The organism is Microbacterium sp. (genome assembly GCF_052099035.1).
Classification (GTDB): Bacteria; Actinomycetota; Actinomycetes; order Actinomycetales; family Microbacteriaceae; genus Microbacterium.
In genome coordinates this window covers 166566-182704 of sequence record NZ_JBQDSX010000001.1, presented here as the reverse complement: position 1 = coordinate 182704, position 16139 = coordinate 166566, and the positions used below count along the sequence as shown (strand labels likewise).

Here is a 16139-nt window from a genome sequence, read left to right as displayed (position 1 = left end):
TCAGTCTTCGTCGACCCAGTCGAAGGTGCGGGTGACGGCCTTGCGCCAACGGGCGAGGCGGCGTTCGCGATCCTCCTCGTCGATGGAGGGTTCCCACCGGGCGTCTTCGCGCCACATATCGCGCAGTGCGTCGAGGTCCGACCAGACGCCGACCGCGAGACCAGCCGCGTACGCCGCTCCCAGCGCCGTCGTCTCGCTCACAGCAGGTCGTACGACCGGAACGCCGAGGATATCGGCTTGGATCTGCATCAGGGTGTCGTTGGCGACCATTCCCCCATCGACCCGCAGCTCGTCCAGCGTCACGCCGGTATCTGCAGCGACAGCATCCAGCACTTCTCTGGTCTGGAACGCCACGGCTTCGAGCGCCGCACGAGCGATGTGGCCCTTGTGGGCGAAGCGGGTCAGGCCCAGGATCGCGCCACGCGCATCCGGACGCCAGTACGGGGCGAAGAGGCCGGAGAATGCCGGCACGATGTACACGCCGCCGTTGTCCTCGACGCCGAGGGCGAGTTCCTCGACATCGGCGGCCTCCTCGAACAGGCCGAGGTTGTCTCGCAGCCACTGCACGAGTGATCCCGTGACCGCGATCGAGCCTTCCAGCGCATATCGTGGCGCGTCCTCGCCCAGTCGGTATGCGACCGTCGTGATCAGGCCGTTCTCGCTCTCGACGATCTCCTCACCGGTGTTGACGATGAGAAAGTTTCCGGTGCCGTAGGTGTTCTTCGATTCGCCGCGGTCGAAAGCGACCTGGCCGAACGTCGCGGCCTGCTGATCGCCGAGGATCGCAGCGATCGGGATGCCGTCCAGTGCCGTTCCCTTGACCTCGCCGTAGACCTCGGAGGAGGAGCGGATGCTGGGGAGCATCGTGCGCGGAACACCGAACGCTTCGAGGAGGGTGTCATCCCAGTCCAGTGTGCGCAGGTCCATCAGCAGCGTGCGGCTGGCGTTGGTCACATCGGTGGCGTGGATCCCGCCATCCGGACCTCCGGTCAGGTTCCACAGCACCCAGGTATCGGTGGTGCCGAAGAGCAGATCGCCGGTGTCCGCGCGCTCCCGGGCGCCGTCGACATTGTCGAGGATCCAGGCGATCTTGGATGCTGAGAAATACGTTGCCAGCGGCAGACCTGCCACGTCCGCGAATCGGCGGATCCCACCGTCAGCGGAGAGTTCGTCGATGAGCGGCTGCGTGCGGGTGTCCTGCCAGACGATCGCGTTGCACACAGGTTGTCCGGTCTTGCGATCCCAGACCATCGTCGTCTCGCGCTGGTTGGTGATTCCGATCGCGGCGACATCTGCGGCGGTGATGCGTGCGGCCTCCAGCGCTTCGCCCAAGACGGCAGTCGTGTTGTCCCAGATCTCTGCGGGATCGTGCTCCACCCACCCCGCGCGCGGAAAGATCTGCTCGTGCTCGCTCTGACCACTGGCGACGATCGACCCGGAATCATCAAAGACGATGGCACGGGTGCTGGTGGTTCCCTGGTCGATGGCGACGATGTGCATAGGTGTTCTCTCCAGCTGGTGACGGCGCTGTCTGCGTGATGTCCAGCCTAGGAGAAGCAGGCTGCTCCGCCCGGCCACCGTGCACGAACGTGCACGGGAATCACTCGTCGACGAGTTGCTCTGCCAGGTGCTCGTCCAGCACGAGATCTGTGATGAGTCTTGCGGCGATCGCACCGCGCAGGCTCGGCAGTTTCTGGACACCGGACACGACGCAGATCCGCCGCGATACGCGCGAGAGGACGGAGAACGTGGGCCCTGTCGCGCGCTTGTTCAGCTCGATGTCCTTCCAACTCCCGTCCTGACGGAAGAACACGGTTGCCACGTCGCCGATCACTTTCTCCTCGCGCAGGCTCCGGTAATCGGAGCGGTCGAGATACCCGCCGATGTACACACGGCTGGGTACCTCGGCGAAGGGCGATCCGAGCCCGAACAGCACGATGTCCGCACGCGCCTGCAGATCCAGAACGCGCCGGGTGCTGCGCTCTCGCCACATCGCCTCCTTCGTCAGCGGCTCGTCGAAGAAGGCGGGCACCGGGAACTGCTGCACGGCAGCCCCGAATGCCTGGCCGAATCGGTGCAGAATCTCGCTGGCGTAGTCGACACCGCTGGTGAAGGTGTTTCCGGCGCCGTTGAGCTGCACGACCGTCGAGTTGTGCGTCTCCTTCTTCGGCAGATGCCTGCTGATAGCGTCCAGCGTCGATCCCCATGCGATCCCGAGGGTCATGTTGGAGTCGAAGTAGAGGGGCAGCTGCCGTGCGGCGCTCATGGCCACACGCTCGAAGCGCTCGACATCCGACAGGCTCCGCGGCGTGGGCACGACGTGAGCTGCGATACCGAAGCGGGCGCGGATCGCCTCCTCCAGACGCAGCTCCTGCTCCTGCGGCGGGTGGATGCGCACCTCGACGAGGCCCGTGTCGCGCGCGTGACTGAGCAGCCGGGATACCGACGACCGGGAGGTTCCGAGATCTCGTGCGATGGCATCCATCGTCATGTCCTGCAGGTAATAGAGCTGCGCTGCGCGCAGCGCAGGAGCCGCCTTCGGATCGTCCGGCGTTTTGCTCGACATCGTGCCTCCTTGCACATTCGTGCAGCCTGCTTGCGCGGGTGTGCTGATCGGATCAGAATATACGGTGAAGCCATTGAGGAGACACACTATGAGCGCTGCCATCAATCCGACCGAGCGAGGGAGCGTCCGCGCAGTCCGCGAGAGCGGGCGCACGAGCGTGATCGTCATCGGCGCAGGCATCAACGGGATCTCTACGTTCCGTGATCTTGCGATGCAGGGTGTCGATGTGCTGATCGTCGAGCGCGATGATTTCGCGTCCGGCGCGACGGCGGCATCCAGTCACATGATCCACGGCGGCATCCGCTACCTCGAGAACGGCGAGTTCCGTCTCGTCAGGGAATCCGTGCAGGAGCGCAATGGCCTGCTGAAGACCGCTCCGCATTACGTCAAGCCCCTGCAGACCACGATCCCGATCTACTCCACGTTCTCGGGCATCTTCGCCGCTCCCCTGCGGTTCCTGACGCACAAGCAGGGCAAGCCGCAGGAGCGCGGAGCGTTCCTGATCAAGATCGGACTCACCCTCTACGACACGTTCTCCCGTGATGGCGGCAGCGTTCCCCGTCACCGTTTCCACGGGCGCAAGAAGTCGCTCGAGCAGCTCCCCCACCTGGATGACAACATCAAGTACACCGCGACGTACTACGACGCCTCCGTCCATGACCCTGAGCGCCTCGCGCTGGACGTGCTCCGCGATGGGGAAGATGCGCACGCAGGCGCCCGTGCCCTGAACTACGTCGAGGCGATCGGTCTGGACGACGCCGGTGTGCGGCTGCGCGACCGGGAGACCGGTGAAGAATTCTCCGTGCAGGCCGACGTCATCGTCAACGCCGCAGGCCCCTGGACCGACCTCACCAATGAGGCACTCGGCACCGACACCGCTTTCATGGGCGGCACAAAGGGCTCGCACATCGTCCTCGATCACCCCGAGCTCCTCGAAGCCACCGGCGGACGCGAGATCTTCTTCGAACACTCGGATGGGCGCATCGTGCTCATCTACCCGCTCAAGGGGCGTGTCCTCGTGGGAACGACCGACATCGAGGCCGATCCTCGCGAGCCTGCCCGCTGCACCGAGGAAGAGGTGCAGTACTTCTTCGACCTGATCGGGCACGTCTTCCCGACGATTTCGGTTGACCGTTCGCAGATCGTGTACCGATACTCCGGCATCCGCCCGCTGCCCCACCACGACGACACCGCTCCCGGATTCGTCTCGCGGGACTATCGAATCGAACGCCGCAAGGAGACCGACCGGCCCGCCGTTTTCAGTCTCGTCGGCGGAAAATGGACGACGTTCCGCTCGCTCGGTGAAAATCTCGCAAACCACGTGCTCGGCGAACTCGGGCGCCAGCGTGTCGTCGGCACCGCCGGTGTGCGCATCGGTGGTGGCAACGGGTATCCGAAGACGCCGCGGCGGAAGCTCGAATGGCTCAGTGCGAACGTCGGCGATGACGAGCGCGGACGCGTGCTGTTCGTCCGCTACGGCACGCGTGCCGCCGATGTCGCAGCCTTCATCGACGAGGACGATGACTCACCGGTCGTCGGCACGGCACTGTCGAGCCGGGAACTCGTCTGGATGGTCGAGCAGGAGAAGGTGCGCCACGTCGCCGACATCGTCTTCCGTCGCACGAGCCTCGCGTTCACGGGCGACGCGGATGCCACGAATGTGCGCGCGATCGCCGAGGCACTCGCTCCCCTGATGGACTGGGATGCCGCACGAGTGGATGCCGAGATCGAGGACACCCTCACTCAGCTGCGTGAGGCACACGGCGTGGACGTCGATGCGGTGGAAGTGGTCGCGGGCTGATCCCCCGTTTCGACTCCTCGCTGCGCTCGTCGCTCAACGCGTTTCGTCTCGGTCGCTGCGCTCCCTCGCTCAACGACCCGCAGACACACCCGGCGGCCTACGCGGGCCGTTGAGCGAGGCCCACGGCGTGGACGTCTACGCGGGTCGTTGAGCGAGCGGAGCGAGACGAAACGCAGACACACCCGGTTGCCTACGCGGGTCGTTGAGCGAGCGGAGCGAGACGAAACGGGCTGAGCGAGCGCCAGCGAGTCGAAGCTACAACCAGTTCTCAGCCCTTGCCGAACAGCTTCTGGATCTCGGCGAGGTCGGCTTCGCTCGGCGCCTTCTGACCGCCCAGACCGAAGCCTGATCCCGTCGAGGGACCGGTCGGGAGTCCGGCATTCTCGGCAGCGCGCTTGGCCGGGTTCCCTGAACGCGAAACGCTCTTGGACTTGCCCTTCTTGCCGCGCTTCGATGACGCACCAGGGCGGCCGGTCATGCCGGGCATCGCTCCCATGCCGGGGATGTTGGGGGTTCCGCCGCGTGCGACGGTCTTCATCATCTTCGCGGCCTGCTCGAAGCGCTGCACGAGCTGGTTGACGTCGGTCACGGTCATTCCGGACCCCTTGGCGATGCGCAGGCGACGGGAGCCGTTGAGCACCTTCGGATTGTGACGCTCACCGGGGGTCATCGATCGGATGATCGCCTCGGTGCGGTCGATCTCCTTCTCATCGAAGTCCTCGAGCTGCTGCTTCATCTGGCCCATGCCGGGGAGCATCCCCAGCATCTTCTTCATCGAGCCCATTTTCTTCATCTGCTGAAGCTGGTCGAGGAAGTCTTCCAGGGTGAAGGCCTCGTTCGCGAGCTTCTCGGCGACCTTCTGGGCCTCGTCCTCGTCGAATGCCTGCTGTGCCTGCTCGATGAGGGTGAGGATGTCGCCGAGGTCGAGGATGCGGCTCGCCATGCGGTCGGGGTGGAACGCCTCGAGGTCGTCGAGCCCCTCACCCGTTGACGCGAAGATGATCGGACGGCCCGTGACAGAGGCCACGGAGAGCGCGGCGCCACCGCGGGCATCGCCGTCGAGCTTGGAGAGGACGACCCCGGTGAAGTCGACGCCCTCCTGGAAAGCCTTCGCCGTGTTCACGGCATCCTGACCGATCATCGCGTCGATGACGAACAGGACCTCGTCCGGGTCCACGGCCTTGCGGATGTCGGATGCCTGCTTCATGAGCTCGGCGTCGACGCCGAGGCGACCGGCGGTGTCGATGATGACGACGTCGTGCTGCTGACGGCGTGCGTGCTCGACGCCGTTGCGTGAGACCTTGACGGGGTCGCCGACTCCGTTGCCGGGCTCAGGTGCGTAGATGGTCGCCCCGGCCTGCTCGGCGACGACCTGAAGCTGATTCACGGCGTTGGGGCGCTGGAGGTCGGCGGCCACGAGGAGCGGAGTGTGACCGTCCTTCTCGAGCTGCTTGGCGAGCTTTCCGGCGAAGGTCGTCTTACCCGAACCCTGAAGACCCGCGAGCATGATGACCGTCGGCGGTGTCTTCGCGAACGCCAGTCGGCGCTGCTCGCCGCCGAGAATCGCCACGAGCTCCTCGTTGACGATCTGCACGACCTGCTGGGCCGGGTTCAACGCCTTGTTGACCTCGTCGCCGAGTGCGCGCTCGCGCACCTTCGCGGTGAACTCCTTCACGACCACGAGTGCGACGTCAGCGTCGAGCAGTGCGCGACGGATCTCGCGCACGGTGCCGTCGACGTCGGCCGCGGTGAGCTTTCCCTTCGTGCGAAGGTTGCGGAAGGTTTCGGTCAGCCGATCGGAGAGCGTGCCAAAGGTAGCCATGGTGCTCTCGATTCTACGCGAGCGACGCCGCGGACCCGACCTCGGGCGTCAGCCGCGCCAGGGAAGATCGTGGATGCTGCCCAGAGCCTCGTTCACCAGCGACTCAGGGGCATCGTGCCCTGCACCGCGCTCGGCCCAGACGCGCAGCGCCGACAACACGGCAGTTGCGTGCGCAGCGCCCAGAATGTCCGCAGGAATCGGTGCGATTCCGCTGCGGCGCGCGGCCTGCGAGATCCCGTCGGCCAGGCGAGCTGTGCGCAGCCCGGTGTCGCGCACCAGCTCTTGTTCCAGACCCATCGCTCGCGCGTTGCGAAGCGCGAGGGCGAGGGGGTCGGGCGCGAAGTCATGCACCACGTTCTGCAGGATGCCGCGTACGGCAGCGGCATCAGCATCCGGCCCCAACTGGGTGAGCGCCTCGAGAGCGTGGTGAATCCGCGCGTCGAGCCCCGACCACAGCACGTCACTCTTCGATGAGAAGTAGTTGAAGAAGCTCGAGCGACTCACACCGGCGCGCTGGGTGATGTCGGCGACGGAAGTCGCTTCGTACCCCTGCTCGAGGAAGAGTTCACAGGCCGCCTCGGCGAGCGTCTCGCGCGACGAAGCGCGGGGACGTCCTGGGCGCGGCTCGTTTCTCACGGACTCACCGTATCGCGAGCATCCCAGCATTCTCGAAGATGTATTGTTAGACGGCATCCAACAATTCGGAAGGCGATCATGCTCGACATTCTCCCTGCCGGTCTCGCACCGCAGTTCGTCCCCTACCTCGACGGGTGGGAGCTGCAGCGACAGGTCCATCACGACGTGGTCGAGGGAACACGCCCCGACACGCTGATCCTGCTCGAGCACGAGGCGGTCTACACCGCAGGCAAGCGCACCGAGCAGCACGAGCGGCCGCAGGACGGCACGCCGGTCATCGACGTCGACCGCGGCGGCAAGATCACCTGGCACGGTCCAGGGCAGCTCGTCGGCTACCCGATCGTTCGCCTGCCTGAGCCGATGGACGTCGTCGCGCACGTCCGGCGCCTGGAGCGCCTGCTGATCGACATCCTCCGCCCGTTCGGCGTCGACGGATATCAGGTCGAGGGTCGCAGCGGCGTGTGGGTGCACCGCCCCCTCAGCGAGGACAAGGTCGCCGCGATCGGCGTACGTGTGCAGAACGGCGTGACCATGCACGGCTTCGCGATCAACTGCGACAACTCGCTGTCCGGCTTCGGCGGGATCATCCCGTGCGGCATCGCCGATGCCGGGGTCACAACCGTCAGCGAGGTCGCAGGGCGCGACATCTCCCCCGCCGATATCGTCACCGCAGTGGCGGATGCTTTCGCCGATGACTATTCGGATGCCGAGTACGAAGGAGTTCCCGCGTGAGTGCCGCTGTTCCCGAAGGACGCAAGCTGCTGCGTCTCGAAGTCCGAAATGCCGAGACCCCGATCGAACGCAAGCCGGAGTGGATCAAGACCAAGGCGAAGATGGGTCCGGAGTACCAGGCGCTGCACGCCCTCGTGAAGGATGAGGGGCTGCACACCGTCTGCCAGGAGGCCGGCTGCCCGAACATCTTCGAGTGCTGGGAGGACCGCGAGGCGACCTTCCTCATCGGAGGGTCGCAGTGCACCCGCCGCTGCGACTTCTGCCAGATCGACACCGGCAAGCCCGCAGACTATGACACCGACGAACCGCGGCGCGTCGCCGAGAGCGTGACGCGCATGGGCCTGCGCTACGCGACGGTCACCAGCGTCGCACGCGACGACCTGCCCGACACCGGAGCGTGGCTGAACGCCGAGACCGTGCGGCAGATCCACGACCAGAACCCGAACACGGGCGTCGAGCTGCTCGCCAACGACCACAGCGGCAACCCCGACTACCTGGGCCAGATCTTCGATGCACGACCCGAGGTGTTCGCGCACAACGTCGAAACCGTGCCGCGGATCTTCCGGCGCATCCGCCCGGCGTTCACGTACGAGCGATCACTCGATGTGATCACGCAGGGGCATGATGCCGGCCTCATCACGAAGTCGAACCTCATCCTCGGTATGGGCGAGTCACCCGAAGAGGTCGTCGAGGCGCTGCAGGACCTGCGCGACGCCGGATGCGACATCATCACGATCACGCAGTACCTGCGTCCGACGCCGCGTCATCTGCCCGTCGCCCGCTGGGTGAAGCCGGCCGAGTTCGTCGAGTTCAAGGAGGAGGCAGAGCGCATCGGCTTCCTCGGCGTGCTTGCCGGTCCTCTCGTGCGCTCGTCGTATCGTGCGGGCCGGCTGTGGGCTCAGTCGATGATCTCGAAGGGCCTGGAGATCCCGCCCCACTTGGCGCACATCGCCGCCAGCGCCGAACTCGGGTTCGCTCAGGCCGTCTGAGCGTCAGTCGGCGCTCATCACCGACTGCACGGTGCCGTCGGAGGCGAGATTCACCAGCAGGACCTCGTCGGTGTCATCGGCATCGAAAGCGTACTCGAGCACAGCAAAGGGTTCGCTGCCGCCATGCTCGTCGGCGAGGATCGTCATGCTCATCAGTCTCAGCGACCGGATGATGTCGACGGAGTCGTCGCCGCTGACATCCACGAGCATCTCCGCCAGCTCTTCGCCGTAGGCCTCCTGCTGCTGCAGGATGTACTCGGTGACCTCGCTGGTGCGGTCATCCACTTCTGCGAGCATCCCGCGGCGGGCCGTGTCATCGACATCTTCGAGTCCCGAGATGAGACCGGCGGCGATATCCAGCGCATCGGGCGAGATGTCATCCTGATCCGGCGCCGTGAGGTCGACCGTCACCGACTGGTCGCCGAGGTCTACCGTCTCGGACCAGAAGATCGATCCGTCCGGTCCCGACGAGAGGAGTCCGAAGTAGTCGTGTTCGATCGCCATAACGCTATGAAACCAGTCCTGTCACTGCCCGACAAGGGATGCCACGAAGACGTGCGGCGTGAAGCCGGTGAGGTCGTCGATTCCCTCACCCTGGCCGAGGAGCTTGACCGGGATGCCGGTGCGCTCCTGCACTGCGAGAACGAAACCACCCTTGGCTGAGCCATCGAGCTTCGTGAGTACGAGACCGGTGACACCGGCGTGCTGGAGGAATGCCTCCGCCTGCATGACACCGTTCTGCCCGGTGGTGGCATCCAGCACGAGAAGCACCTCGCTGATCGGCGCCTGCTTCTCGATGACGCGCCGGATCTTGCCCAGCTCGTCCATGAGACCGCCCTTGGTGTGCAGGCGGCCCGCGGTGTCGATGATCGCGATCTCGACGCCCTCGCGCTGCGCGTATTCGATGGTCTGATACGCGACGGATGCCGGGTCCTGGCCTTCCTGCTGAGGACGGACGATCGCCGCACCCCCACGCTGTGCCCAGGTCGCGAGCTGGTCGACCGCAGCGGCACGGAAGGTATCCGCCGCACCGACGACGACACTGCGCTGGTATCCGCGCAGGAATTTCGTGAATTTACCGATCGTCGTGGTCTTGCCGACGCCGTTGACCCCGACTACGAGCACGACGGCGGGACGCTCGGTGAGCTTCAGCGTGGTGTCGAACTTCGCGAAGTGCTCCTCGAGCGTTTCCCGCAGCATCCGCTGCAGATCCTGGGGATCCGTCGTGCGGAAGCGATCGACTTTCTCACGCAGCTCCTCGACGATGCGCTCGGAGATATCGGGGCCGAAGTCCGCCGTGATCAGTGCAGTCTCGAGGTCTTCCCACGTCGTCTCATCGATCGTGGGCTTGACGAACATGCCGCGTAGCGCGCGACCGAGGGACCAGGACTTCTCCACCATATCTCCAGCCTACGGTGCGGCGGAGACCACGGCCGCGCGGAAAACCCAGACGACACACAGCACGCGCGGCGTGTCGCACTCTGCCGCGCCGTCGACACGCCCGTCGGTCTCCGTTTTCCGACGGACGTGGATCGCTGAACTCAGCGTCGCAGCGCGGGTGCTGCCGACACGACGAGGTCGTGCAGCGAAGCATCCGGCAGGTACGCACGCGTCAGCGCGATGCCGATGCGCGGCAGATCTCCCTCGTCGCGGTAGAGCAGGTGCATCGGCTCCGCGCGCGGGTTGAACTTCTGCTTGAACTTGTGCAGCGAACGGAAGCCGTAGAGCGGCTCGATGAGCTCGGCGATCCGATCGAGCACGGAGTAGATCGCGTTCGCCTCGGTGTCGTCGGTCCGCACCAGCGGCGCGCCGGAGAGTGAGATATATGCGTGCCCGGCTTCGGAGAAGTGCTGCGCAGAGGCTCCGATGAGGAACTCCATGACCGGACCGAACCCGCCGTCTCGGCGACGCATGAGATCCAGTGTCCATCCTTCGACGACACCGTCGGGACCGTAGACGGGAAGCCAGGACGTGACCCCGTGCAGACTCCCGTCGGCATCCACGGCGATCCCGACCGCGACTTCCGGGTCCATGGCGTCATCGACGGTGCCGAGCGTGAATCGCATTTCGGGCAGTCCCTTGTCACCGGTCCACTGTTCCGAGATAGCCCGTACCTGGGCTCGCACACTCCAGGGCTCGTCCGCCAAGCGCACCATACGGAACTCGACGCCCTCGCGGGCGGCGCGGTTGATGGCGGTGCGAACCGCTCCCCACGCTTTGCCCTTGAACTCCAGTCCCGGGAGGTCGACGAGCGTATCCTCTGCGACGACGATCGAACGCCAGCCATCCGGCATCGCCTTGCGCACGGCCTCACTCGAGGAGAATGCACACGGGATGTACCCGGCGCGTTGCGCGGCCGTCGCGTATTCTCCCAGAGCCTGTCGCTCAGCGCCCGCGGGCACGATCGGGTCTCCCAGCAGAATCGCCACACCGGAATGCGCCTGATACGCAATCACACCACCGGATGCCTTGATGTGGCTGTTCGCACTCCAGGTCGCCATCCACGACAGCGTCCCGCCCCCGGTGCGATGAAGTGTGTCTCGCACCTCGTCGACGCTGACCGGGGTCGATGACAGATGCCGCCGCGAGGGCCGGATGTGCACCCGGAACGCACCCCGTGCGACGAACATCACCACCAGCATGGCAATCCACAGGATCGTCGGCGCGAGCTGGAGCCCCAGGACCTGCCAGGGCGAGGAGATCTGATCCACGCTCAGCAGCACCGGCATCAGGGCGCTCGTGAGCACAGTGAGGACGACGTTGAACAAACCGAGGATGACGGTGAAGAACCACGCGACTCGGTGTCCGAGTCGCACACCGTTGGCAATGAGCAGAATCACCACGACGTCGATGGCGACATCGAGCAGGGAGAACACGGGTTCGTTATCGCCCAGCGGACCGCTGTACGGGATGACGAGGTCGATGATCTGGATCGCGCCGATAGCGATCAGTCCGGAGAAAGCGATCAGTCTCCATTCGCGCTCGCTCGGGCGCCCTTCCGGATGCCGGAACGCAGGAAGCAGCCCGCTGACGATGAGTGCCGCAGCGATGGCGATCGCATGTTCCAGGTCATACAGCTGCCCGAGATACAGCACAGAGATCGCTGCCCACAGCCCCACTGCGATTCGAGCGCGCAGCCGCCACGGCGAGGGCAGCGTGGCGATCGCGAACACCAGAGCGGTCAGAGCACCGCAGGACGGCCCCACATCGAGCGTCTGAGCCAGCCGGTCAGACCATGCCCAATCCACCGGAGTCAGCAGAGCAAGAAGCCCCGCCGCCCCGAGAACACCGACGATGTGTCCCGCGAGGACCAGTCCGATCGTTCTCAGCGTGCCGAAGCGCCACTCCGCCCAGCCGATGCCCCCGACGATCAGCGGCAGCAGCGTCAGATATGCGAATGACGGGTCCGCGAAGAACGGCGACGTGAACACGGTCCACCAGCGGTTCTCGGCGAACGACGGCAGCCCGGTCGCCACCTGACCGAACCAGGGCATCTCCCGCGCAGGAGACCACAGGGTCGTGGTGACGATCCCGATCACGAAGAACACGATGGTGAACGCGATCATGAACGGCATGCGCCGGACAAAGGCCAGCGCCCTGCGCAAGCGCCCCTGCACCACTGGGGACTCGTTCGGTGATTCCGTCTCGACCGTCATGGCCATCAGCTTAGAGGGACAGCGATCTCCGCCGAGGAACCTGGAGGACCCGGAGGACCCGACTGTCAGCTCGCCGCGCGGTCCCCGACGCGTTGGCCGACGACTGCGGAAACGCCATCTTGGCGCATCGATACGCCGTAAAGCGCATCAGCGATCTCCATCGTGCGTTTCTGGTGCGTGATCACAAGCAGCTGCGAGCTCTCCCGCAACTGCTCGAAGACCGTGAGCAGGCGCCCGAGGTTCGCGTCGTCGAGGGCGGCTTCGACCTCGTCGAGTATGTAGAACGGACTCGGACGAGCCTTGAAGATCGCCACGAGCAGAGCGACAGCCGCGAGCGAACGCTCACCACCGGAAAGAAGTGACAGTCGTTCGATCTTCTTGCCGACCGGTCGCACGGAGACTTCGATGCCGGTCGTGAGCATGTTCTCCGGGTCGGTCAGCGAGATGCTCCCGGAACCGCCGGGGAACAGCAGCGGGAAGACTTCAGCGAACGCCACTCTGGTGTCTTCGAACGCGCTTGCGAAGATCGTCTGCATGCGCTCATCGAGGTCAGCGATGATCGTCAGCAGGTCCTGCCGGGTCTGAGTGAGGTCAGCGAGCTGCTCGGTGAGGAACGCATGGCGCTGCTCGAGAGCGGCGAATTCCTCCAGAGCCAGCGGGTTCACCCGCCCGAGTTGACCGAGCTTTCGCGAGGCTTCGGCGAGTCGCCGCTCCTGCACACGCCGGTCGTACGGGATCGCCGATGAATCGATGCCGTCGACTGCATCAGAGTCCGTCTCGACGAGGGGGTCGCGGGGAACAGGCTGATCCGGACCATATTCCGCTATGAGAATATCTTCGTCCAGCGCGAGTTCGGATGCTACGCGCTCCAGCAGGCTGGTGAGGTGGAGCTTCTTCTCGTGAATCTGCAGTTCGAGTCCGTGCACGCTCTCCGTGAGGCCGCTGAGGCGCTCGCGCAATGAACTCTCCTGCGCACGAAGTGCTGTGAGTTCCTCGTTCTGCGCCGAGCGCGCGCTCTCCGCTTCACTCAGTGCCACGCGTGCTTCCGTGACCGAACGATCCAGAGAATCCAGAATCCGCGGCAGCTCGGCTGCCACGCCGGATGCTGCTTCCCGCTGTGCGCGCCGGATGACTGCACGCCGCGCCGTCTCCGCCGCAGCATCGCGTTCCTGTTCTCGCTGACGCTCCAGGCTCGCGACACGCGTCTGCGCCGCGCGGACGCGCTCCCGCAACGTTTCGATCTCGAGGCGCGCGCGAACTTCTCCCTCGCGTGCGCTCTCGAGTGCTTCCAGCAGTCCGTCACGGGCAGACGCATCGAGCACGGGACGCGGCTTCGCTTCGGCCTGTTCCAGCTCCGACGTCGCCGCAACAGCTGCGCGCTCGGCATCCGCCACCGCAGTCTGCGCCTGGGCGAGGCCGGTTTCCAATCGCTCGCACTCGGCGACGGCTGATTCGTGCCGCACCGTCACGCGGTTCAGCTGCTCGGTGTGCGCGGCGAGAGCGGCATCGTGCTCCCGAAGAGTGCGAAGCGCCTCCTTCGCCAACCGGCGGTTCGTCTCAACGAGCTCGGCCCCATCGACTCGCGCCGCGCGCAGCGAGTCGACGATGACTCGCACTTCGTTCAGGCGGTCCTGGGCACCATCCCGCTCCGCGGCGAGCTCCAGACGCGAGCGCCCTCCGCCCGCTCCCGTGCGCAAGGTCTGTGCGGTGATCACGTCGCCGGCGGTGGTGACGATCGTGACGGCGCTGTCGCCCAGCGCGTCCAGAGCAGCGCGTGCGCGCCGAGCCGCATCCATGTCGTCGGCGACGAGCACGTGACTGAGCACCCCGAGCACGCCGTCCGGAGCGGTCACCACGGATGTCGCGGCCGTCACGCCTGGCACGTCCGGCACGGGGTGAGAGTCGCTGACGGCGTCGGCGATCACGAAGTCCACGACGCCGTACGCCGCATCGGCTGACGAGCGGGCAAGCGCGAACGCCGCATCCGCATCGTCGACCAGCACGCCCTCCGCTAGCGGACCGAGTACGGCTGCGATCGCGGCCTCGTAACCCGCTGTCACCTGCACGGCGTCACCGACGAGGCCCCGGACGCCGGACCCACCGGCCTTCACGATCTCGGCCGCGCCGCCCGAGAGCGAGAGTGCGCTGCTGAGAGCGGCAGCCTTCGCCGTCAACGACTCCGCCTCACGCTCGGCGGAGTGCAGGCGCTCACGCACGTCCTCCAGGTCGGTCTCCGCCGCTGTCGCTTCGCGCTGGGCATTCTCGTATGCCGCTGCGTGCTCGGCCGCGCTGCCCTCGGGTGCTTCGGCCTCATCGATCTGCTCGAGTGCCTCGCCCGCCTCACGGCGCCGCTCGTTGGCCGCTTCGAGCGCGACCTCCTGCCGCTGCACCGCTGTGCGCACGGCGGCGAGGGCGGATGCTGCGGCTTCGGCCGTGCCCCGCAGCGCACTGATGCGCATGTCGTGCTCGGAGACGAGAGCACTCTGCTCGGCGATGTCGACATCCAGGGTGTCGAGCTCGGCCCGTGCGTTGATGACCTCGCGGCTGGCCGCAGAGGCGGCATCCTGAGCATCACCGAGCCCCGCCGAGATCTCGGTGATCTGTTCCTTGGCCTCATCGATGGTCGCCTGCGTGACGGTGATCGACGCCACAGCCGCGTCGTCCTCCTCGGATCCGAGCAGGGCGAGTCTCTGATTGGCCAGGGTGTAGAGCGACCGCATCCGTTCCTGCGCCTGCTCGAGGCCGAACGCGATGCGTCTGGCCTCATCGACCGCGACGGAGTTCTGGTCTGCTTCGAGCTTGGCGATTCCTGCGCGCACACCATCGGACTGCTCGGTGAGCACAAGACGTTCGGTATGCCGCTCCTGCTCGGTGCGTGCATGGTCGGCGAGAGAGGTGCGCAGTGCCACGACGTCGTCGGCGAAGATGCGCGCCTTCGCATCGCGTACGACTGCCGCGATGGTCTGGGCCTCCCTGGCGATCTCGGCCTGACGCCCGAGCGGCTTCAGCTGTCGTCGGATCTCACCGGCGAGATCGCTCAGGCGCGTGAGGTTGGCCTCCATCGCATCAAGCTTTCGGAGAGTCTTCTCCTTGCGCCGGCGATGCTTGAGAATTCCAGCGGCCTCCTCGATGAACCCGCGGCGATCCTCCGGCGATGCCTGCAGCACGGTGTCCAAGCGACCCTGGCCGACGATAACGTGCATCTCCCGGCCGAGGCCGGAATCGCTCAGCAGCTCCTGCACATCGAGCAGGCGGCAGCTCGATCCGTTGATCGCGTACTCGCTGGATCCATTGCGGAACAGTGTCCGGCTGATCGTCACCTCAGCGAACTCGATCGGCAGGGCGCCGTCGCTGTTGTCGATCGTGAGCTGCACCTCCGCACGTCCCAGCGGACCGCGCGTCGACGTGCCCGCGAAGATGACGTCTTCCATCTTGCCGCCGCGGAGATTCTTCACTCCCTGCTCGCCCATCACCCACGCGAGTGCGTCGACGACGTTCGACTTGCCGGATCCGTTGGGTCCGACGATGCAGGTCACCCCCGGTTCGAACACGAAGGAGGTCGGCTGGGCGAAAGATTTGAAGCCCTTGAGCGTCAGGCTCTTCAGATGCATGCGCGCACCGTTCGTCCGGGGCGTCCAGGGAGAATCACGCCGCCACGCTACCGGAATCACGCCGTGATCTCGGCATCCCGCGCGGCACAGCGACCGATATGCGCCTCGTTGCGACACGCCGGTAGAACAATGAATCCTTGACGTCGCCCGTGAATACGCACTACGTTTGCAACCCGGATCACTCGAAAGGAGGACACCCCATGATTATTGCAACCGTCACTGCGTCAGCCACTGGCTTCGATGCGACGCGCTCTGCGTATGGACTGTCCTCTGCTTTCGGCATCCGACGCAGCGCGCTCTCGTAGAACCGCAGCCTGAGATCTCCT

At 65.7% G+C, this 16139-nt stretch carries 11 protein-coding genes; 3 read left to right on the top strand and 8 right to left on the bottom strand.

The window, feature by feature from the left end; translation table 11 throughout:
- Positions 1-1500 (bottom strand): glycerol kinase GlpK, encoded by a 1500-nt coding sequence (glpK, locus tag ACTIAO_RS00895; protein WP_441904453.1) that lies wholly within the window; start codon positions 1498-1500, stop codon positions 1-3.
- Between the two features lie 100 nt (positions 1501-1600).
- Entirely contained in the window at positions 1601-2566 is a 966-nt protein-coding gene (locus ACTIAO_RS00890; RefSeq protein ID WP_441904452.1) for a sugar-binding transcriptional regulator, read from the bottom strand.
- 88 nt (positions 2567-2654) lie between these two features.
- Here ACTIAO_RS00890 and ACTIAO_RS00885 point away from each other — a divergent pair, with 88 nt between their 5' ends.
- Positions 2655-4367, top strand: coding sequence for an FAD-dependent oxidoreductase (locus ACTIAO_RS00885; RefSeq protein WP_441904451.1), 1713 nt, complete (start codon positions 2655-2657; stop codon positions 4365-4367).
- A 268-nt stretch (positions 4368-4635) separates the two neighbouring features.
- Here the strand turns inward: ACTIAO_RS00885 and ffh are convergent, their stop codons facing one another.
- Both ffh and ACTIAO_RS00875 read right to left on the bottom strand, forming a co-directional pair.
- Entirely contained in the window at positions 4636-6189 is a 1554-nt protein-coding gene (gene ffh / locus ACTIAO_RS00880) for a signal recognition particle protein (protein WP_441904450.1), read from the bottom strand.
- A gap of 48 nt (positions 6190-6237) precedes the next feature.
- On the bottom strand, positions 6238-6825 hold the full coding sequence (locus ACTIAO_RS00875; RefSeq protein ID WP_441904449.1) for a TetR/AcrR family transcriptional regulator: 588 nt from the start codon (positions 6823-6825) through the stop codon (positions 6238-6240).
- Between the two features lie 78 nt (positions 6826-6903).
- On the opposite strand from ACTIAO_RS00875, the gene lipB reads away from it, so the two are divergent.
- Both lipB and lipA read left to right on the top strand, forming a co-directional pair.
- Positions 6904-7557: a lipoyl(octanoyl) transferase LipB gene (gene lipB / locus ACTIAO_RS00870; RefSeq protein WP_441904448.1), complete on the top strand. Its 654-nt coding sequence runs from the start codon at positions 6904-6906 to the stop codon at positions 7555-7557.
- Positions 7554-8546, top strand: coding sequence for a lipoyl synthase (gene lipA, locus ACTIAO_RS00865; protein WP_441904447.1), 993 nt, complete (start codon positions 7554-7556; stop codon positions 8544-8546). The genes lipB and lipA overlap by 4 nt, the downstream gene beginning before the upstream one ends.
- 3 nt (positions 8547-8549) lie before the next feature.
- Here lipA and ACTIAO_RS00860 read toward each other — a convergent pair whose 3' ends face one another.
- The 4 genes from ACTIAO_RS00860 to smc all read right to left on the bottom strand — a co-directional run bounded on the left by ACTIAO_RS00860 (position 8550) and on the right by smc (position 15813).
- On the bottom strand, positions 8550-9050 hold the full coding sequence (locus ACTIAO_RS00860; protein WP_441904446.1) for a DUF2004 domain-containing protein: 501 nt from the start codon (positions 9048-9050) through the stop codon (positions 8550-8552).
- 21 nt (positions 9051-9071) lie between these two features.
- On the bottom strand, positions 9072-9947 hold the full coding sequence (ftsY, locus tag ACTIAO_RS00855; RefSeq protein ID WP_441904445.1) for a signal recognition particle-docking protein FtsY: 876 nt from the start codon (positions 9945-9947) through the stop codon (positions 9072-9074).
- 140 nt (positions 9948-10087) lie between these two features.
- Complete coding sequence (locus ACTIAO_RS00850) at positions 10088-12202, bottom strand: bifunctional lysylphosphatidylglycerol flippase/synthetase MprF (RefSeq protein WP_441904444.1); 2115 nt, start codon at positions 12200-12202, stop codon at positions 10088-10090.
- Positions 12203-12267: 65 nt separating this feature from the next.
- Positions 12268-15813, bottom strand: coding sequence for a chromosome segregation protein SMC (gene smc / locus ACTIAO_RS00845; protein ID WP_441904443.1), 3546 nt, complete (start codon positions 15811-15813; stop codon positions 12268-12270).
- Positions 15814-16139 lie beyond the last annotated feature (326 nt).